The sequence below is a fragment of the Enterococcus sp. DIV1314a genome (genome assembly GCF_051713805.1).
In the GTDB taxonomy this organism is placed as follows: domain Bacteria; phylum Bacillota; class Bacilli; order Lactobacillales; family Enterococcaceae; genus Enterococcus_I; species Enterococcus_I aquimarinus.
Map to the genome: position 1 here is coordinate 2,189,871 of NZ_JBIOQP010000001.1, position 20,094 is coordinate 2,209,964.

The 20,094-nt window shown below is 38.9% G+C and carries 22 protein-coding genes; 9 read left to right on the top strand and 13 right to left on the bottom strand.

The features are described 5' to 3' along the window. Positions 1-43 precede the first annotated feature (43 nt). Positions 44-562, bottom strand: coding sequence for a GNAT family N-acetyltransferase (locus tag IGI68_RS10435; RefSeq protein ID WP_071875653.1), 519 nt, complete (start codon positions 560-562; stop codon positions 44-46). 29 nt (positions 563-591) lie between these two features. Beyond that, positions 592-1,521: a DMT family transporter gene (locus IGI68_RS10440; protein WP_438733278.1), complete on the bottom strand. Its 930-nt coding sequence runs from the start codon at positions 1,519-1,521 to the stop codon at positions 592-594. Between the two features lie 230 nt (positions 1,522-1,751). Between IGI68_RS10440 and IGI68_RS10445 the strand changes: the two genes are divergently transcribed. Next, positions 1,752-2,087, top strand: coding sequence for a metal-sulfur cluster assembly factor (locus tag IGI68_RS10445; protein ID WP_379952817.1), 336 nt, complete (start codon positions 1,752-1,754; stop codon positions 2,085-2,087). 79 nt (positions 2,088-2,166) lie between these two features. On the opposite strand, the gene IGI68_RS10450 is transcribed toward IGI68_RS10445, so the two are convergent. Then, on the bottom strand, positions 2,167-3,063 hold the full coding sequence (locus IGI68_RS10450) for a YitT family protein (protein WP_438732693.1): 897 nt from the start codon (positions 3,061-3,063) through the stop codon (positions 2,167-2,169). A 165-nt stretch (positions 3,064-3,228) separates the two neighbouring features. On the opposite strand from IGI68_RS10450, the gene IGI68_RS10455 reads away from it, so the two are divergent. Further along, positions 3,229-3,720 carry a YajQ family cyclic di-GMP-binding protein gene (locus IGI68_RS10455; protein ID WP_273230578.1) on the top strand — a complete coding sequence of 164 codons (492 nt, stop codon included), beginning with the start codon at positions 3,229-3,231 and terminating at the stop codon, positions 3,718-3,720. Positions 3,721-3,735: 15 nt separating this feature from the next. Here IGI68_RS10455 and IGI68_RS10460 read toward each other — a convergent pair whose 3' ends face one another. Continuing rightward, on the bottom strand, positions 3,736-6,093 hold the full coding sequence (locus tag IGI68_RS10460; RefSeq protein WP_438732695.1) for an ATP-dependent DNA helicase: 2,358 nt from the start codon (positions 6,091-6,093) through the stop codon (positions 3,736-3,738). 69 nt (positions 6,094-6,162) lie between these two features. Continuing rightward, positions 6,163-6,549 carry a phage holin family protein gene (locus IGI68_RS10465; RefSeq protein ID WP_438732697.1) on the bottom strand — a complete coding sequence of 129 codons (387 nt, stop codon included), beginning with the start codon at positions 6,547-6,549 and terminating at the stop codon, positions 6,163-6,165. A 136-nt stretch (positions 6,550-6,685) separates the two neighbouring features. Between IGI68_RS10465 and IGI68_RS10470 the strand changes: the two genes are divergently transcribed. The 3 genes from IGI68_RS10470 to IGI68_RS10480 all read left to right on the top strand — a co-directional run bounded on the left by IGI68_RS10470 (position 6,686) and on the right by IGI68_RS10480 (position 9,000). After that, the gene (locus IGI68_RS10470) at positions 6,686-7,309 is read left to right on the top strand and encodes an MBL fold metallo-hydrolase (RefSeq protein WP_438732699.1); all 624 of its coding nucleotides are present in this window, start codon (positions 6,686-6,688) and stop codon (positions 7,307-7,309) included. 47 nt (positions 7,310-7,356) lie between these two features. Then, positions 7,357-8,049, top strand: coding sequence for a histidine phosphatase family protein (locus IGI68_RS10475; protein WP_071875663.1), 693 nt, complete (start codon positions 7,357-7,359; stop codon positions 8,047-8,049). A gap of 117 nt (positions 8,050-8,166) precedes the next feature. Continuing rightward, on the top strand, positions 8,167-9,000 hold the full coding sequence (locus tag IGI68_RS10480) for an undecaprenyl-diphosphate phosphatase (RefSeq protein ID WP_071875664.1): 834 nt from the start codon (positions 8,167-8,169) through the stop codon (positions 8,998-9,000). 45 nt (positions 9,001-9,045) lie between these two features. On the opposite strand, the gene IGI68_RS10485 is transcribed toward IGI68_RS10480, so the two are convergent. Next, the gene (locus IGI68_RS10485) at positions 9,046-9,669 is read right to left on the bottom strand and encodes a DUF47 domain-containing protein (RefSeq protein WP_071875507.1); all 624 of its coding nucleotides are present in this window, start codon (positions 9,667-9,669) and stop codon (positions 9,046-9,048) included. A 16-nt stretch (positions 9,670-9,685) separates the two neighbouring features. Beyond that, positions 9,686-10,666: an inorganic phosphate transporter gene (locus tag IGI68_RS10490; protein ID WP_438733281.1), complete on the bottom strand. Its 981-nt coding sequence runs from the start codon at positions 10,664-10,666 to the stop codon at positions 9,686-9,688. Positions 10,667-11,238: 572 nt separating this feature from the next. Here IGI68_RS10490 and rpsT point away from each other — a divergent pair. Next, entirely contained in the window at positions 11,239-11,493 is a 255-nt protein-coding gene (rpsT, locus tag IGI68_RS10495) for a 30S ribosomal protein S20 (RefSeq protein WP_071875498.1), read from the top strand. Between the two features lie 48 nt (positions 11,494-11,541). Here rpsT and holA read toward each other — a convergent pair whose 3' ends face one another. Beyond that, on the bottom strand, positions 11,542-12,576 hold the full coding sequence (gene holA, locus IGI68_RS10500; protein ID WP_438732702.1) for a DNA polymerase III subunit delta: 1,035 nt from the start codon (positions 12,574-12,576) through the stop codon (positions 11,542-11,544). Between the two features lie 219 nt (positions 12,577-12,795). Between holA and IGI68_RS10505 the strand changes: the two genes are divergently transcribed. After that, positions 12,796-13,203, top strand: a complete 408-nt coding sequence (locus tag IGI68_RS10505; protein ID WP_438732704.1) for a hypothetical protein — start codon at positions 12,796-12,798, stop codon at positions 13,201-13,203. Positions 13,204-13,304: 101 nt separating this feature from the next. Here the strand turns inward: IGI68_RS10505 and IGI68_RS10510 are convergent, their stop codons facing one another. The 3 genes from IGI68_RS10510 to IGI68_RS10520 form a co-directional block, all read right to left on the bottom strand. Continuing rightward, positions 13,305-15,545, bottom strand: a complete 2,241-nt coding sequence (locus tag IGI68_RS10510; RefSeq protein WP_438732706.1) for a DNA internalization-related competence protein ComEC/Rec2 — start codon at positions 15,543-15,545, stop codon at positions 13,305-13,307. Beyond that, positions 15,538-16,053 carry a ComE operon protein 2 gene (locus IGI68_RS10515; RefSeq protein WP_438732708.1) on the bottom strand — a complete coding sequence of 172 codons (516 nt, stop codon included), beginning with the start codon at positions 16,051-16,053 and terminating at the stop codon, positions 15,538-15,540. The genes IGI68_RS10510 and IGI68_RS10515 overlap by 8 nt, the downstream gene beginning before the upstream one ends. 142 nt (positions 16,054-16,195) lie before the next feature. Next, complete coding sequence (locus IGI68_RS10520; RefSeq protein ID WP_438732710.1) at positions 16,196-16,813, bottom strand: helix-hairpin-helix domain-containing protein; 618 nt, start codon at positions 16,811-16,813, stop codon at positions 16,196-16,198. Positions 16,814-16,988: 175 nt separating this feature from the next. Between IGI68_RS10520 and IGI68_RS10525 the strand changes: the two genes are divergently transcribed. Both IGI68_RS10525 and tnpB read left to right on the top strand, forming a co-directional pair. Further along, a complete protein-coding gene (locus IGI68_RS10525) occupies positions 16,989-17,183 on the top strand; it encodes a hypothetical protein (RefSeq protein WP_438732712.1) in 195 nt (64 codons plus the stop codon). Position 17,184: 1 nt separating this feature from the next. Beyond that, complete coding sequence (gene tnpB / locus IGI68_RS10530; RefSeq protein ID WP_438732714.1) at positions 17,185-17,541, top strand: IS66 family insertion sequence element accessory protein TnpB; 357 nt, start codon at positions 17,185-17,187, stop codon at positions 17,539-17,541. Positions 17,542-17,600: 59 nt separating this feature from the next. Here the strand turns inward: tnpB and istB are convergent, their stop codons facing one another. Both istB and istA read right to left on the bottom strand, forming a co-directional pair. Further along, positions 17,601-18,368 (bottom strand): IS21-like element helper ATPase IstB, encoded by a 768-nt coding sequence (gene istB, locus IGI68_RS10535; protein WP_438732716.1) that lies wholly within the window; start codon positions 18,366-18,368, stop codon positions 17,601-17,603. Then, a complete protein-coding gene (gene istA, locus IGI68_RS10540) occupies positions 18,365-19,915 on the bottom strand; it encodes an IS21 family transposase (RefSeq protein WP_438733283.1) in 1,551 nt (516 codons plus the stop codon). Before istA ends, istB begins: the two co-directional genes overlap by 4 nt. Positions 19,916-20,094 lie beyond the last annotated feature (179 nt).

Consider the following 20,094-nt stretch of genomic DNA (forward strand, 5'->3'; position numbering starts at 1 on the left):
AGTTAAATACAAAATAAACACACAATAATACTTCCACTAAGTATTATTGTGTGTTTATTTTTTGATAAGCGAGCCGTTCGCCGTTTAATATTGGGAAATGAACCACTCCACGATACTGAAATCCTGCTTTCGTAATCGCTTTTTGCATAGGTGTATTAAGTCGATGCGTATCGATTCGAACATCATGATAGCCCAGATGCTGCGCTTCTAACAGACTACGCTCCAATAACAAATGAGCATACCCGTAACCGCGAAACTGCGAATTGACTGCCACTCGGTGAATCGAAAGATAAGGTGCATCGCCTTCCCATTGCCCTTCCGAGATTGCGGTATATGCTGGATCAACGCCCGGTATTAAAGCAGCAGTCCCAACAATTTGCTGATGTTCATTGACAAGAATGTAACAATGCTTCTGTGAAATATCGTGCATCACTTTCGCTTCATCTGGTCCAAAACCATCTTGCCATTGTGGCGAACCTTGGGCCTTTAAATACGCAATCCCTTCTTGCATTAATTGAAGGATTGCTTTTCCATCAAAACTTGTCGCTAATTTAAATTCCATCTTATCTCATTCGCTCCCTTTAAGTATGATTAAGTACTCGGATGATTGTTTTCTTTTTTATGCTTAAATCCGCTAGCTATTTTTTCTCGTACCTGTCTGAACTGTAAAAAATCAATTTCGACAATTAGAATCCCGCAAAAAATCAAGATTCCTCCGATAATCATCGGGAACGTCACGACCTCATGTAACACAAGAACCGAGCCAATCATTCCGAAAAAAGCCTCTGTCGAAAGAATGACGGCCGTCTCCGTGCTTGATGTCGTTTTTTGCGAATACGTTTGGATGTAATAAGCAAATAATGTTCCGACAAGTCCCAAATACACTAATGGAAAAAGGGTTTGTCCGTTTAAGGGAACCGAACCATCAACGAGATTTGTTTCACCAGAAGTGAACACGCCTATCCACGCTAAGAGACTCGCACTGCCTATCTGAGAGAGCAACAGCTGCCAAGTAGGCATTTTTTTGGTAAAGATGTCGGTTGCTACAATTTGTAACGCAAAAAAGACCGCACAAATAAGCGAAAAAACATCCCCGCGATTCATATTGGATAAGCCCGATTGCAAGGAAATAAAGCCAATCCCAACAAACGTTACGAGTGCGCCCCAAATCGATTGAAAAGAAATCGTTCGTCTTAAGAGAATTAAACTAATAAATGGCACAAACACAATGTTTACTGCCGTCAAAAAAGCATTATTTGACGGCGTCGTATAGCTTAATCCAATCGTTTGAAAAATAAACCCTAAATATAATAACAGTCCAACAAAGCTTCCCCTAAGCAAATTCACTCGCGTTAGTTCGTTTAAGCGATGGATGTTCATCAACAATAGCGCAATAAAGGCAATGGTCATTCGAATGGCAATAATTTCATATGGTCCAAAATGTTCCAACGCAATGGCCGTCCAGACAAACCCTGTCCCCCAAATTATTGCCACAAGTAATAAGCCTATTTTCCCAATCATTTGTTTCACTTTTTTATTTCCCACCTTTTACAATCAAGTTTTTCATTTAACTAGCAGTCTCTGCTTGCTTTAGGAGTTTATAGGGCCAACATTCGAGGATACTTGACCCAGGGGACCGCCGACTCCATATTTTTTATCCAATGGCATCTTATCATTGTCTTGCTTATTTTACAAACATCTAAAAAAATAGTATGATGTGAACTAGAAACTATTAAAAAGGAGGATTTCCTGTGAGTGAAACGTACACAGAACAAGAAGTTCAAGAAATCAAAGATCGTATCACTACTGCATTAGAAACAGTCATTGACCCTGAATTAGGTATTGATATTGTCAATTTAGGTTTAATATATGAAGTCGATTTTACGGGAGAAACGGGTGAAGCCATTGTCAAAATGACCCTCACCACGATGGGCTGCCCCTTAGCGGACGTCATCACCGACAACATTCACGACGCTTTAGCAGACGTTGAAGAAGTCAAAAATGTTGAAGTCAAACTCGTATGGTATCCCGCATGGACAACAGACCGGATGAGTCGTTATGCGAGAATTGCTTTAGGAATTCGTTAATCACTATAACCCCCAAAACGACACTCTTCACGAGGGTTTTTGGGGGTTATTTTTATTTTCGAAAGAGTGACTAGTTATATTACAACGTCATCCTTGATTTGACTTTAAAACTTCTTTGTTCATCGTCGCTTGCAAAATGACCGGTAACAGAATGCGTCGGTAAAACATTAATAAAGACCTTCTCATCGGCTTCGATCGCTGCTTGCTCTAAATCGTAAAGTTCATAGCGTGTCACGACAATCATAATCGTACTACTTGGTAATCCCGAATACGCACCAACAGAAGGTAAAACAGTCATCCCGCGATACAGACGCTTAGAGATACTTTCCCCCACTTCCGCTGGTTTTGTGGTAATGATAAGCGCGGTGATTTTTTGATGATTCGTATGAATCGTATCAATGACACGACTCATCGTATAAATCGAGATGACGGTATATAACGCACTTTCCACGGAAAAAACAGTCGCTGCCATTAGCACAATTAACCCATTCAACGCCATCATGTAACTGCCGACCGTTTTTCCAGTCATTTTGGAAAAAATGAGTGAAAGAACGTCCATACCGCCTGTTGTAAAGCCCATTTTTAAAGAAAGCCCGACCCCTGTTCCAATTAAGACACCACCGACAATAGCATTTAATAAAATATTATCCGTAAATTGGCCCTCGGGAAGAATGATAATCATTAGCGATGAAACGAAAACATTCATAAAGCTAAAAATCATCGCATCTTTACCTAATTTAATAAATCCTAAAATAAAAATAGGGATATTATAAAGAAAAATGAGTGCCCCCATACTAAGAGACAGATTCAACTGCGACTGTGCCAGTTCAACGGTTATCTGTGACAAGCCATTCATTCCTGCCGACAAGATATTGGCAGGTGTTAAAAAGAAATTCATTCCAATTGCACCAGTCACTCCTGTAAAAAAGATTGTGCCCATCTTTTTTAATAATTCTATATGTTGCCTCTTCTCCATGATTTACTCTGCTTCCTCTCCGTAAAAATCTATCGTCTAAAGAATAGCAGTTTCTTCTGGCAAAAGAAAGAGACAACAGCGAAATATTTCGCTATAATAAAGACATAGTAACAAGCAACATCTCTTTAAAAAGATTGTAGACTAAAAATTGGAAGGAGTGTTTCTATGGCAAAAGATCCATCATTTGATGTCGTCTCCGAAATGAACATGGAAGAAGTCAAAAATAGCGTTCAAATGACGGTTAAAGAATTAACGAATCGTTTTGATTTTAAAGGTTCGACCGTCGATATTAAACTGGAGAATCAAAAGTTAATTGTCTTAGGTGATGATGACTTTAAATTAGAACAAATCAAAGACGTCTTGTTTGCGAAACTAGCAAAACGAGGTGTTCCTACAAAAAATATTCAATTCGGCGAAACACAACACGCACTTGGTTCAAAGGCGCGCCAAACGGCTGATCTTATCAGTGGAATCGACCGTGAAAACAGTAAGAAAATCACAACAGCCATTAAAAACTCGAAACTAAAAGTAAAAGCCCAAATTCAAGAAGATCAAATTCGAGTTACTGGGAAAAATCGTGATGATTTGCAAGCAGTAATCCAATTATTACGAAACTTAGATTTGCCAATTGAACTGCAATTTACCAATTATCGTTAAAAAAAGAAGGACGAGTTACGACTCATCCTTCTTTTTTTGCCAAAATTCCTCGATTGAACCTTGTAATTGTTGCGGTTGATAACAAATCCGTGCATGTCGCCAGTGTTCCGGAAATAATTTGCGGTAGCGAGACGTATTAAATCTCGTATCAAGCAGTAACACAATTCCTTGATCCGTCATATCGCGAATCACTCGACCGCTGGCTTGTAAGACTTTGTTCATCCCTGGTAGCTGATACGCATACTCAAACCCTTGTTGATTTTTTACAGCAAAGTATTCCTTAATCATTTCTTGCTCATGATTGACTTGTGGCAACCCCACGCCGACGATGGCTACCCCGATTAAACGGTCCCCTTTTAAATCAATCCCTTCTGAAAAAATCCCTCCTAATACGCAAAAACCAACTAATGTTTCAACTGGATTTTCCACAAATGTCGCTAAAAAAGCCTCTCGTTCGACTTCGCTCATTTTTGTATCTTGCACGATGGTTCGAATCGTCGGATTTTGCTCTTTAAAAGCTTCATAAACGAGATCTAAATAGTGATAAGAAGAAAAAAAGACAAAATAGTTTCCCTTTTTACTCATGACCATCAGCTGAATCGCTTCAATGAGCTGAGGAAGACTATCGGCTCTTTTTTGATAGGTCGTTTGGATATAATTTGCAACAAAAACACCTTGATTTTCTGGTGGAAAAGGACTCCCGACGCGATAAGCGAGTGATTCTTCTCCACCGCCTAAGCGCTGTTGATAATAATCGATGGGACTCAAGCTAGCGGAAAACAGAAGACTACTTTTCCCTTTTTGCAAGGTCTCTTGCAAAAACGCAGACGGATCAATACAAAATTGTTTAATGGTGATCTCATAACGACCAATTTCAATTGTCGTTTCATAGGAGTCATCATAAAATTCACTAATTTTTAAAAAGCGCAGGCATTCAAAATAAGATTGCAACATTTGTTCTTTATTTGCGTCCTCCAGCTGCTCTGCTAAATATTCTTGTAACCACTCGCTGAGTTGGAAGATCAGATTGGTTAACGTCTCCGCAGGTGCTTGCTGATGCTTAAAGATCCAACCTTCTTTTTCGCTAAAGTTTTTTAAAAGATCGAATTCAGAGATGATTTTAGCAAGAATCTTTTGTATTTTCCTTTTTTGTTTCGGTAATAATCCCTGCAATTGAACAAACGTTTGATCAGAAATACTTGCTGAATACATCTCCCGTGAACGTGAAACTAAATTATGTGCTTCATCCACTAAAAAATACGAATCGCCACTTTCTTCTTCAAAGAATCGGCGTAAGTATACAATCGGATCAAATAAGTAATTATAATCGGCAATAATTAAATCACAAAACAAACTGACATCTAAGGATAATTCAAACGGACAGACTTGATGTTTGCGTCCATATTTTTCGATGACTTCTCTAGTCATCAGCGATTCGTGGTGTAAAAGATCCCACAGCGCGACATTGATCCGATCGTAATAGCCGTTCGCAAATGGACAGTCGTCAGGATTACAGCGACGTTCATCTAAAAAGCAAATTTTATCCTTTGCTGTTAACGTGACACTTTTTACCTGTGCTCCTTGTTTCGTTAAAGCAACTAACGCATCTTCGGCCACTGAACGCGTAATCGTCTTAGCTGTTAAATAAAAGATGCGGTCACCAGAATCCTCACCTAACGTTTTTAATGCCGGAAACAACGTCGAAATCGTTTTGCCTGTCCCCGTCGGCGCTTCGGCAAACAAGTTTTTTTGATTCTTTAACGTTTTATAAGCGACTATTGCCAATTCCCGTTGTCCTTTACGGAACTGTTCGTAGGGAAACGTGAGCTGAACAAGTGACGTATTGCGAACACGCCGCCAGTCATCTTGAAAAACAAGCCACCGTTGGTATTCTTTCATTAAGTCTTTTAAAAAACGATTTAATTCGGCAATCGAAAACGATCGAACTTCTTTTGTGATTTGTTCTTCGGTTGTTTGAAAGTATGTTAATTGAACGCTCATCTGATCGAGATTTTCTTGCGTAGCATACAGGTAAGCATAGACCATTCCTTGGGCAAAAAACAATTCTTTTTGCCCAGGCTCTAACGCATCAAAATCAACAGCAGATGTTTTAATTTCATCTATTGTCCAACAATTATCGGATAAAAAGATGCCGTCTGCCCGTCCTTCTATTTGAATCTTCTCATTTTCTATTTCATATTGCGTCTTTAAAAAAACTTCTGCTTGATAATCTTCTCCTGCCTCTTTTTGGAGCTTGCGATGAAGACGTGCGCCTTCTTGTGCGGTGTGACTACTCGTTCGTCGTTGATCAATACTACCTTGACGTAAAACGAATTCTACTAAATTTCGAACAGAGATTTTCCCTCGATACATTGTTTCACCTTCTTTACCTCCTAATTATACCCGAAGAGTAACTATTGAGGTAGCGCGATAAAAGATCTTTTAATCGTCTTTTTCATCCAGATCTACTGTCTCTTTTAATTTAGTAAGTATTTTTTGTAAATAGTGTGTATCAATCCCTATTTTTTGATAATTCTCTAAGATTGATTGAATTTCCATAAATAAATAGCCTAAATACAACACCGATAATAAGGCGATTCCTGTTTGACCTGGAATAATCAATGAAACTGGTAAAAAAAAGACGAGTAAAATCATGCTTGCTACTTTCCGAATGATACCATTGATTCCACGTTTAGAAGTGATTTCTTTATGCAGCTTGGCAGCATAAACACCGCTTATGAAATCAATAATCATCGCCACTGATAGTAACGATAATAGATAAATAATTTTTTGTTCCTGCATCAGTTGGATTCCTTGGCTGATTTCCATTGTTCTCCCTCCTCTCTACTATTATCAACGTGTTTTCTCCTCTTTTTGTCACACTTTTTTCGAAAAAACTAACTTTGTCAACGACGTCTAACTAGGTTATACTGAAATAAGAAAACTTTTACAGGAGGCTATTCATATGAATATTAAACAAATACCGACTGGTCCGATTCAAGAAAATTGTTATCTTGTTTGGAACGTTGTAGGCGAATTATTAATCATTGATCCTGGTGCCGATGCATCACTTATCCAAAGACAAATTGAAGCCATTCAGGCAAAACCGCTTGCGATCTTGCTGACTCATACCCATTATGATCACATCGGTGCAGTTGATGAATTGCGAAATGTTTACCAAATCCCAGTTTATGTCAGTCCACTGGAAAATGCTTGGCTATCTGATCCAGTCTTAAATTTATCAAGTCGTCATCCTGAACTTGGGGGATTGATTGTCCAACCCGCAGAACACGAATTCGAAATGACGACGTATGAGCTAGGTTCTATTCACTTTAAAGTGGTACCGACACCAGGCCATTCCCATGGTAGCGTCAGTTTTATTTTCGATACATTTGTCGTCAGTGGCGATGCCCTATTCAAAGGGAGTATTGGGCGCACGGATTTACACACAGGGAACTTAGAGCAACTCTTAACAAGTATTCAAACCCAACTCTTTGTGTTACCTGATGAGACAGTCGTCTATCCTGGTCACGGTGAACCGACGACAATTGGCTGGGAAAAACAAACAAATCCTTTTTTTAACCGCTAAAAAAGAGTCGGTCTTCCTTAAAAAAATAAGTACAAGGAGTGAAATAAATGACAAAAACAGAAATTTATGTTGTCAGACATGGAAAAACAATGTTCAATACGGTTCAACGCGTTCAAGGTTGGTGCGATACCCCACTAACAGCCATTGGCGCACAGAAAATTCATTCACTAGGACTAGGATTGCAAGAAACCGATTTTATCGCTGCCTATTCAAGTGATAGTGGACGAGCAATTGAAACGACACGGATTATTCTCAGTGAACACCCAAATGGGGCAAGCATTCCTTACCATACCGATCGCCGAATTCGCGAATGGTGTTTTGGTTCATTAGAAGGTGGCTATGACGCTGAGATGTGGGGCGTCATTCCACGTGTCTTAGATTTACCTTCTTATGATGAAATGATTGCCAAAAAAACGAGCTTTGAAGAAATTTGTAACGCCATTTATACAGCAGATACTGCTAATTGGGCAGAAACTTACGAGGAACTATCATCACGAATTCGTGAAGGTTTTGAAGATATTGCACATCGAGCCGAAAAAAATGGCGGCGGAAAAGTGCTCGTTGTTTCTCATGGTTTGACTATCGCGTTATTACTTCACTTAATTAATGAAGAAAATAACGTCCGTGTCGATATCGATAACGGATCCGTTACACGCTTAGAATATGAAAATGGTCGTTTTACGATTCATGAAGTTGCCGATACGAGTTATATTCTAAAAGGTGAAAATAAACCTTTATAATAAGACGAAATAAGCTAAGATTCTTTAGCTTATTTTTTTATTAAACTGCTTGGTATTCTATAAAAGAAACGGTATACTTATTTTTGTGTGTATTGATGAATAGAAAGGATTGAAGAAATGGCAATAGCAGATTTTTTTAAAGCAATATTATTAGGAATTATTGAGGGAATTACCGAATGGTTGCCCATTAGTAGTACGGGACATCTGATTTTAGCCGATGAATTTATTAAATTAAATGCCACAGAAGAATTTATGACGATGTTTAACGTGGTGATTCAACTCGGAGCCATTATGGCTGTGGTCGTGTTATATTTCAACAAGTTAAATCCTTTTTCCTTGTCGAAAACCAAAGATGAAAGTAAACAAACCTGGAGCTTATGGTTCAAAGTCATTGTCGCGATTATTCCTTCTGCCATTATTGGTTTACCTTTAGATGATTGGTTGGATGAGAACTTTCATCACTTCTTACCAGTAGCCATCATGTTAATTGTTTATGGGGTTGCCTTTATTTTAGTAGAACGCTACAACAAAACGCGCATTCCAAAAGTAACGGAGCTCTCACAAATTACGTATCAATTTGCACTAATGGTTGGATTCTTCCAAGTTCTCGCCTTGATTCCAGGAACTTCACGTTCAGGTGCGACAATTTTAGGTGGGATTTTAATTGGGGGTTCTCGTTTCGTATCCGCTGAGTTCTCATTCTTTTTAGGCATTCCAACGATGTTTGGCGCAAGTTTGTTAAAAATCGTTAAATTCTTAGCGAGCGGCAATCATTTTGATTTTAACTCAACCATGATCTTATTAACTGGAACCATCGTTTCATTTGTAGTATCGATCTTAGCAATCAAATTCTTAATGAACTACATTAAGAAAAACGACTTCTCTGTCTTTGGTTGGTATCGCATTATCCTAGGTGTTATCCTTATCGGTTACTGGGTCATTAGTCTATAAAAAATAAAAGAGCTGTCGACAATTTACGCCGACAGCTCTCTTTTTTTATGTATTTTTAATGATCATACCATCAATAATATCAACTACGCGTTCCGTGTCATTAATGATTGATTCAAAGCAGTCATAAATTTCTTTCCATTTAATGATTTCAAGTAAGTCTTTTTCTTCACTAAATAGTTGCTTTTTCAAGCGACTATAAAGCAAATCGCCTTCAGACTCAATTTCATTGACTTCTAAAATTAACTGCTTTAATTTTTTAGAATTTTTGAATTTTGGAAACTCGATCATTGCTAAGTGAACCCCTTTAGCCGCACGACTGACAAAAGCACTAAAAGTTTGTGTTTCTGGTCTAATCGTTGTTACCACAAGGTTTTCAAGTAAGTAAGTCATACTATTAATGCCGTCAATAATATCGTCTAGACATTCTGAAATAATTAAAATATCTTCCCGATCGATTGGCGTAATAAAGGCATCATACAGTTGATTTGTTAGTTCATCCACGAGTAAATCGTTCTTTTTTTCTAATTGATGAATTACTTCTGAATTTTCGATTAACTCTTCAGGGTTATAATTCTCAAATATCGTTTCAAGATGCTCAGCCGCCAAGTGCGCATTTTCAGATAATAATTCCATTGTATTAAAATAATTATATTGTTTTTTTCTTGCCATCATCGTCTCTATCTCCTTAAAAAATCGCAATAAATAATTTTGCCATACCGTATGCTATCAAACCACAACCTGGGAAAGTCATCACCCAAGCGAAAAGCATTTCTTTTACTAATTGCCAATCGACACTCGAAAGGCGTCTTGATGCACCAACTCCCATGATAGCAGTCGTTTTTGTGTGCGTCGTTGAAACAGGAATACCTAAAACAGAGGCTGCAAATAAACAAATCGCCGCTGCTAAATCAGCTGAAAATCCTTGATAAGTTTCTAATTTTACCATATCCATTCCAACAGACTTAATAATCCGCATACCTCCTACTGAAGTACCTAAGCCCATTGTAACGGAAGATAAGACCATTACCCAGAGTGGAATGACAAAACCATTCCCTGTTTTTTCCGCTAAGTTATTATAAAACAATGCGAGCATGAAGACCCCCATAAATTTTTGACCATCTTGCGCGCCATGTAAGAAGGCATTCGCAGCCGCAGCTCCTGCTTGACCAAAATGGAAAAATTTATTTGCCGCACGCCTTGGTACATCTTTGAAAATCCAAACGAGCACTTTCGTAATGACGAAGCCGCCACCGAATCCTAAAATCGTTGAAACAACAAGACCGATTAGAACTTTTTTCCATTCAGCCATATTCACAGCACCTAACCCACCAAGAGCCATTGCTGCACCGGTTAACCCAGCAATTAGCGCATGCGATTCACTCGTTGGAATGCCAAAATACCAGGCAGCCACTGCCCAAATGACAATTGAAAAAAGTGCTGCTGCAAGCGCGATTTGAGCCGCCTCAACTCCTTGGGAATCAAACGAAACAATATTACTAATTGTTTCTGCCACTTGCGCATTAAAGAACGTCATCACAAGAGCACCCAAAAAGTTCATAACAACCGCAATCCCGATTGCGACATTTGGTCGTAAGACACGCGTCGACACTGCCGTTGCGATGGCATTCGGGGCATCGGTCCAGCCGTTAACGAAAATAACGCCCATTACTAAAGTAATTGTTACTATTAAAGCAATATTCAACTTTTACACCACCATAATTCTCTATTATTCTATGTTGCTTTTTTTCTTACTCATCATAGCATATTCAGGGAATCTTTTGGAAGTGATTTCAGTTATTTTATTGTATCAGAACATGATTCCTTCAAAAAAAAGCCATTTTTCGTTAAAAACAACAGTAATTGATCAAATTTTAGAAACTGAATATGAAAAAATGCTCATAAAAATGACTTCTTAAACCAAAGAATTAAATGAACTGATACATATAGAAAGTCTATTCCTTAAAGAATTAGATAACTATTCATTCCACAATAACCACTCAGACATGACTGGCGTTTTTAATATAGTAGAATCTAATCGGCCAAAATACAATACTTCTAACTTTTGTATTTGAAATGAACTTATAGACGCTTTGTCATAAGGTGTATCGTCTTATTTTTTTCGTGTTAAGTAAAAATTCTTTACAACATCTATTGCAAAGCTTGTTTTCATTAGGTATAATGACTAGTGTTGATTTATACGTTATTCGTATAATAACTTTTTTATCGGAGGTGAAATAAATGCCAAACATCGAATCTGCAATCAAACGTGCTCGCACAAGCGAAGCTGCTAATGCGTTAAATTCATCTCAATTAAGCGCGATGCGTACGGCGATTAAGAAATTTGACCAAGCTGCTGAAGCTGGTGATGAAAACGTGACTGAGTTATATCAAGCTGCTACTAAAGCAATTGACATGGCTGAAACAAAAGGTCTAATTCACAAAAACAAAGCGAACCGCGACAAATCTCGTTTAAGTAAAAAAATCGCTAAATAATAAAAAGACAACCCTCGATTCATTGAATTGACGGTTGTCTTTTTTATTTTATGATGATTTTTGTAAAGGTCGACATGTTTTTAAGACAAACAACTGAAAAATGAGTTCTTTATCCATTTGTCCCGTTTTGATTTTATAATCATTCTCAATTAGCTCATCATAGAGTTTGACTAATTGTCCGACTTCAAATTTACGAGCTTGTTGCATCGCTAATTTAATTCGGTAAGGATGAATTTTAATCGTTTCGCCAATTGCTCCTTGTTGATACCCCACATTTTGCAGAATCCGTACTTGCAACAGTAGCCGGATTTGGCTGATTAAAATGGCATTGATTTTAATCGTTTCCTCCCCTTGCACGCGTAATTCTTCATACAGTAATAACGCCTCTTGCGCTTTTCCTTCTAAAACTTTACTCGTTAAATCAAAGACGTTTTGTTCTAGCGAGCGTGGAACAAGGGATTCGACGATTTCCCGAGTGATTGTTTGTCCTTGATTTGCAAACAAACGAATTTTTTCTAGTTCTTTCATTGCTTTTGATAAAGATGCGTCCGTTAAGAAGAAAAATAAGTCAAACGCATCCCGACTAAACGTCAGACCATCATTGGTGATCGTTTGTTGTAAGTAGCGACGGACCTCGTTTTCTTTCATTGGTTGAACATCGATGACTACCGCAGATTTTTTCAAGCGTTTCGTAATTTTCTTACGCTCATCCATTTTTTCATGATTGAGCCAAAAAACAAGGATGGTTGTTTCCAAAGGATTCTCTAAATACCGGATCAACGCATCTAAATCATTTTCAGGTGCATTTTTTGGTTTTTCTCCCGTTAAGAAAAAGGGATTTTCTGCAAAAACTAAACGATGGTCTCCAAAAAAAGGACTCGATTCTACTTCCCCTAACAAATCACTTACTGGAATTTCACTTAAATCAAACTGGGCAAAGTTTAAATCATTTTCTTCAATCGCTAACCGTTTTATAAAGGCTTCTCGCACTTGTTGTTGCAAAAACTGCTCTGTCCCAAGAACGAGATACAAATTGGCTAGTTTTTTTTGTTGGATTTGTTGAAGCGCTTCTTGTACATTCATTTCTCAGCGATCCTTCCTATCTATTTTGCCATTCTTCCTTCATTATCCTAACATGAAGTATCAAATTTAACTAGTTCTTATTCTCTTTCGATGAGAAATGCTTCACCGCGTTTTAAAGTTTCGTTTAAGTCTTTTCGAAAAGAAGCGCTTTCGGTTTGTGATATGTTAAGATGGCGTTAATCAATAAAAATCGAATGACTATCCTAGGAGGGATGGAGTATGAAAAAACAGAATTTATTCATCAGTGGGTATCATTTTTTCTTAGCACTTCTTTTTATTTACGTTGGGGCACAAGTTATACAAGGTCGTTTGGGCGAATATCCTAGAGAGTGGCTCACTAAACTCCCTTTTACGAGTTGGGTTTTACCTGGATTCGCTATTCTTCTCTTGGGTCTGAGTCATTTATTCGTAGCAGGTATCGGCCTCTTTCAATCACGGTCAATTGTTGCACGCCTAACGCTACTCATGGGATCATTTTTGATTGTGAGTGGCATTCTATCTATCATGATATTAGGTGAAACCTATTTAGCAACAGTTGAATTAATCCTTTTAGGAAGCATACACCTCGTTTTAGGCGGCATTATATTATGGAAAGCGGCTCATTCTAGCCAATCCATCCGCATCTAAAAAATTTTAATGGAGTTGTGACTATTGTCATAGCTCCTTTTTGAATTCTCTCGTTTATAGAACGTAGTATTTTAATAAATACTTTGTACATTCACCTCCATTTATTCCGTTGATTGAATAGCGGTTGTGATTTGCGGATGAGACGAGAACATGGACCATTCATAGCGGATCATTCCTTGTTCATCAGTCCGTAACACTTTTATTTTTTGCGTCTCTAAATGGTCGAGAACTTCTGCGTGAGGATGTTTAAATTGATTGTTGACTCCACACGAAATAATTCCGTGTTTCGGTTGTACATGCTGTAAAAACCCTTCTGAGCTAGACGTGCGACTGCCGTGGTGTCCTAGTTTTAAGATATCCGTATGAAGATTTGGATACTCATTAATCAGTCGCCTTTCGCCTTCTTCCTCCAAATCACCCATTAATAAAAATCGTACCTCTTTGATAACGGTTGCTAAAACGAGAGAATCTTTATTTTCACCAGTTCCTCTTTCAAAAGGTGCTAATACTTCAAAGGTTGGGTGGACTCCGACGCGATCACCTTGACGCAATTCAACAACTGCTGTTCGCTTGAATAATTCCGAGTCTAAGTTTACCATATTCTGATGATGTAACATTCCTTCTGCAACATAAAGAGTCTCAACGGAAAATTCCCGCAATATTTCCTCAACGTCTCCCATATGATCAAAATCTCCATGTGTCAAAAATAACCCATCAATTTGCCGAATCCCCTCTCCCTTCAAAAATGGAATCAAGGTGTATTCGGCATTTTTAGTTACCTTATCCGAATCATTTGCATAAAAATTGACTTTTCCACCCGTATCAACGACGTAAACTTTTTGATTGCCAAAACTTTGAAAGACAATGCTATCTCCTTGACCGACATCGACAAAACTGACTGCTGTTTTCAATGGAAAGCTTGGCAGTAAAATAAAGATCATCATCAAAACGAAAAATAATATCCGATGTTTTAGAGTTGCTGTGGCACACGCTAAAACAACTAAAAAAATCACGATGCCAAACCACAGGGCAGGTTTTCCGGTCGTTACGAGAAACGAGTGACTGAATTGAATGATTGTTTCTAGTAACTTTAGAAAAGAGGTCATCCACGAATCAATCAAGCTACTCGGTAATCCAAGAACGTGCCATAACGACGAAAATAACAAACCAGGAAGTAACATAAAAGAAAAAAGAGGCGTGATTAGTGCCGTTAGAATGCCGGCTAACAATGGGATTTCATAAAAGTAAAACATCAAAATGGGGCTTGCTAACAAACTGATTTCCATACTCGAGATAAAAGGATTCTTCCGATTGTCACTACTCATCAAGATGATAAAGGATAAGAGGATGGATAAGACGCCTGAGGTTTGAACAAATGATTTTGGTTCAATTAATAATAAGAGACAAATAACGAAAGAAAAACGATCAAGTGCTGAGAAATGCCATTGCCTTTCTTTACAGAGAATATTTACGAGATACATCAATGTCGCTCGTAAAATGCTAATTCCCTGACCGAATAGGAAGACTAATAGAAGCGTGACGACTAAAAAGGGGATCGAAAATTCTTCAAAGGTTAAACGACTGTAGCGAAATAAGGTCAAACACCAACCTAGAAAAAGACTCATGTGCATTCCTGAAATACTAAACAAATGTAAAATTCCGCTACTATTATAAACTTCGCGAATTTCTCGAAATTGATTATCCCGATAGCCTAGCAGCAGTGCTTTAATATACGTTGCAATTTTCGGTGAATATTCGGTTTCTACCCAGTCAATTGCCCTTGCTCGCATAGCGCGACCAAAGTGCCAGCGTGAATTGGGTGTCGTCTGTAAAATAGTCGTGATTCGAAAAGTACCGACTTTATTTTCCGTCCACTCATACCACTGACGATCAAATCCATGAAGATTTCTAGCAGGATCCGCTTGCTTAAAGACACCCGTTGCTCGAATGGTTACATTCTGATCCTTGCGAGACTGCCAATGATCGCTTTCTTGTGCATTTTTTAACGGATACTGTAAGAAAACTTCTCCTTGAGCTGTTTTGCCTTCCATTGTGACGAAAGACTCTTTTACTTGAATGGTATCGGGATAAATTCGAACAGTAATCGTCAGTTCTTGTTCTATTGGGGGAAGAGTAGCTGGCTTGATTCCGATACGAAGGAGAAATAAAAAAGCTACAAAAAGACTGAGTAACAAAAGTGTTACTTGCTTTTTGTAGCAAATGTGAAGGATGAGATACATCGCAATCAGAAGTAAAATCATCTTTTTTAATAGAAAACTATAGAGCAAAGAGCTAGCAATCAACATCGGAAATACGAGTTGGTTACGCCATGATCTATCCATGAGCATGCTCATCATTTGATTGAAAAGATAGTTTTGAAAAATAAGTAGACTCGAGCGTGACTTGGTGGACTTGGACGCCAACTTGCTGAATCAAATTTTGGGCATATTCGTTATTCCGATAATTATTGAGGTAATGAATTTTTTTGATTCCAGCTTGTAAAATCGCTTTTGTACAAGGTAAACAAGGAAAATGCGTGACATAAATCTCGGCACCTTCTGTTGAAACCCCAAGTTTCGCACATTGGAGCAAGGCATTCATTTCCGCATGAATCGTGCGGATACAGTGCCCTTCGACAACGTAACAGCCACTATCAATACAGTGATCATCCCCACTAACTGAGCCGTTGTATCCGCCAGCAATAATCCGTTTATCTTTGACTAACGTAGCTCCGACTTCTAGCCTCGTACAAGTGCTTCTTAAAGACAGCAATACTGCTTGAGCCATAAAATACTGATCCCAAGGGATACGCGTACGTTTATTTGTTAAATCATCATTGTAATCAACCATTCAGACACTCCTTTTACGCTTTCATCGATTGGTAATAATGTACCACATCCCCAATCGTTTGTGTATCGCTGTCTTCAATATTTTGCTACAACGTTTTATGTTATTTTCAAAGAACCAATTTTTGCATCATACGGTGTTGTGTTTATAACGTAATCATTGCTCTTAACTTCTCAAGTGTTTTTTCGCCAAAGCCAGAAATATTCAGCAAATCTTCCACCGTTTTGAATAAGCCATTTTCTTCGCGGTACGTAATAATTGCTTGTGCTTTTGCCGGTCCGATTCCAGGTAATTCTTGAAGTTGCAAAAGCGTTGCTGTATTGAGATTTATCAAGCCCGTTTCGGCATTGCCTTCTTGATTCAGCTGAGGAAGTTCCACTGAAAAGTCAACTTCTTCTTTACTTGGGACATAAATCATTTGTTGATCACTTAGTTTTTCCGCAAGATTCAATTGCCTTTCTTCTGCTTCTTTCGTAAAGCCACCTGCCGCAAAGATTAGCTCATGCAAGCGCGCGTCGCTAGGCAAATGATAGACTCCCGGTTGTTGAATGGCTCCTTTAATATCAACTAAAATCTCCGTTGTTGTCGTACTTTCACTGACTTCAACGGAGATATCTTCGTCAGAAGTACTCGGCGCAATCTCCCAAAGCACATCTTCTTCTTTGTTTGTGGTATAAAGAAAAAAACCACTAATCACAAGTATCAAAACAAGCCCGCTCATGATGATGTAACGCAATAATTGATTGAACTTTTGAAATTTCATCGAATCACTCCTTTCAGTAGAAACATACGAAAAAAAATTGGTTTTATTTCAACCAAAAAAAGATTCTTAGCCTATTTACTAAGAATCTTTGTAAGCGCAAAATGAAACGGTATCTTTAACAGACCTCACTTTCATTCTATACTTACTCTATAGTAAACAAGTTGGAGGAATGATGATGAATAAAAAACAAGATATCGTAGCTATTTCATTGCACCAAACGGATTCAAATATTAAAGAATCCGTTAATAAAACGCCACAGGAACTCAAATTAGCCTGTCGAATTAAAGATGTCGCTGGCAGTCGAGATCTTTATATCTATAATGGCATCGATAAATACATTCTTTATACCCTTCTTAAGGAACTAGAATGATATGTTAATCGATTATTCTGGAGTCAAACAAATTTATATTATTTGCGGAAAAATAGACATGCGTAAATCGATTGACGGACTCGCGTCCATTATACAAGATCATTATAATATGGACGTTTTTGAAAACAGCCTCTTTTTATTTTGTGGTGGAAGTCGAAATAAATATAAAGCTCTTTATTGGGAAGGTGATGGCTTTATCTTGCTTTACAAGCGTCTTGAAAATGGCGTCATCCAATGGCCCCGAACCAAAGAAGAAGTCCGAACGATTACCCAACAAGAACTGAGATGGCTTTTTGAAGGAATGAAAATAGATCAACCAAAAGCGATAAAAAAAGTAAAAACGGGGTATTTTAATTAATTTAAAAAACAGCTAAAAACATTTGTCAGCGTCAAGTAGAATTGAACAGTTAACGCCAATTAATTTTGAACACTTTCGCTCACAAACATGCTCTGGCGATGCTTCATACGGTAGCTGGCTTCATTCATGTGAACGACCTCCGCTCGATGCAGAATACGGTCTAGGATAGCCATTGCGACGCCCTCATCGCCCAATAATTCTCCCCATTGGTCGGGGCTCTTATTGGAGGTCAAGATGATTGAACTCCGTTCATATAGATGATTGATCAAATGAAAAAACAGGGTGGCTTCCCTTTGATCCATTGCCATATACATCAAATCATCAATGATCACTAAATCAGACACTCGGATCCGATTGAGCTGGACCTGCGCTTTTCGCGTGAATTCTTCAGTTTTCATAAGGGAGAGTAGTTTTCCCATTGTCACGAACGTCACCTGAAACCCCTTCTGGATGGCCTCCATGCCTAAGGCAATGGATAAGTGCGTTTTCCCCACACCGCTCGGACCCAAAAAGATGAGATTATACTGCTGCTCAAGCCAAGTAAGCTCTTGGAGCTGGGTAAGCTGCCGTTTGCTCAGAGAAGTCTGATCTGATAAGTCGAATTCCGTCAGTGTTTTGTGGTACGGGAACTTAGCCCATTTCAATCGTTTCTGAACACTTTTTTCCTCGCGCTTCCTTAATTCGAAGCACACAATCTCCTGCACCAGTTCTCGGTAGGTCCAGGAGGCCTGTTCGGCTTTACGGAAAAGCTCAGGCAACTCACTCGCAGTTTCCACCAAGCGCAGCTGTCTGAACTGGATTTGCAGCGCGTCTATGCTATCATTCATGAGGCGGCACCTCCCAGAATTTCCGTATAGGTACTCATCGGATGCGTCTCCACGTTGATATCAGCGCAATCCGATCGGACTGCTTGTACGGGTGGAACAGGCGGCGTCTCTTTCCGAGGGGCAGCCAAGTATTTAGCCACATCCGTAAAGTCATTCGCACTCATCAGATGTTCAGACATACACTTCTGTAGGGCCTCATCAATGACAGTGGGGTATTCGAGGGCCGCTTTCTGTAGAACGGCCAGTTGGTCTCTTTTATAGCGCGGATACTTCTCCATCAAGATATCAATGTATCGTGAGGCAAGCTCCAAATCTTTGAACTGCTGCGCAACGGTTTCCTTATAGCTTTGAATGCCCTTCGAACGATCGCGCCCATGATTTTTATTTTTGATTAGTTTGCCTGTTGAAGTTTCCAGAGGATGGTTCGCCAGAATTTCCCCATCGGGCTGTTTTCTGATAATAAGCCGTTTTTGATCGTTCGTATCTTCCTTGATTTCAATAGCCACTGTATTCAGGCCTTTCGGTCTGTAAGTGCCTAGTGGCACGGAATAAAGGTTTGATTTATAAAAAACCGTATTGTCCTTGTTTACCGTTCTTGTTATACTTGAACCGGTGATACTCTCGGTTGAGAGTAGTTTAGAGACTGGTTTTAAGTGTTGCTTTTCGAGGAGAAACACTTCTACCGGTCTCTTTTTTGTTGTTCCATGAACCCTTCGGTTGCCCGTTCTTTCCAACCAGGCTAAACAGCGCTCATTCCAGTTCTCGATTGTCGTATAAATCCGGCTATCGGCGAAATTTCGTTTCACATACTTTACCGTACTCTCCACTTTTCCTTTGGATTCGAGGTCGGCTTTGCGGCATAAATGGACTCTGAACTTCCGTTGCTGTTTGTACGCTTGAAATTCAGCGGTCAGGATCATGTCTCCAGCGTGCTCACTCACAGTGATGAGGTGGTCCTGATCATAAACGATTTCTTCCGGCATGCCACCAAAGAATTCAAAGGCATTCTCATGGCTTCGAATGGCATCACGAGTCGTAAAGGGGCGGTTTTGCCATTCCACATAGCGGTAGCGTGAATGGGAAAGTAAGAAACAAATGCAGTATAATTTGATTTCTCTTTGATCCTGTGTCTTTTGACGCGTTTCGCCCCAATCGACTTGCACCTGTTTTCCCATCGGTTGTTCTTCGACCGCCTCGTATTGCCTCACAACTTTAGTTTTAGCTATCTGATATTCTTCGCGTATTTGATTCACATATAACCGCATCGTACTTTCACCAACGGTGAAGTCGGGGAATTTCTCAAGCAGCCAATCCTGTATTTGAGACGCATTCAGATGCGGATACTCTTGAAGCCAAGCAACAATCCAATCCTTGTATGGGTCCAATTTCTTCTTCCTCGAACCTAAAGAATTGACCCATTCGAAAGCTTCTTCCGGTGTCTTCTCCATGTAGTTATAAACCGTTGTGCGGGATACCTTCAACTGCTTGGCGATTTGTTGAATGGAAAAGTCCCGCTCCTTCATCTGTTGAATTTCCAAATATAACATTAATTTCTTCGTCACCTTTCGTCCTCCAATAACCTAAGATACCTTTATAAGTATACAGGATTGGAGATATTCTTTGGCGAAAGTGTTCAATCTTATTCATCGAAAACTGTTCAATTTAGTTTAGCACTGACAACGTTGTCAAACCAACGGTTCTAGCTGTTTTTCATGCGTTTCATGGT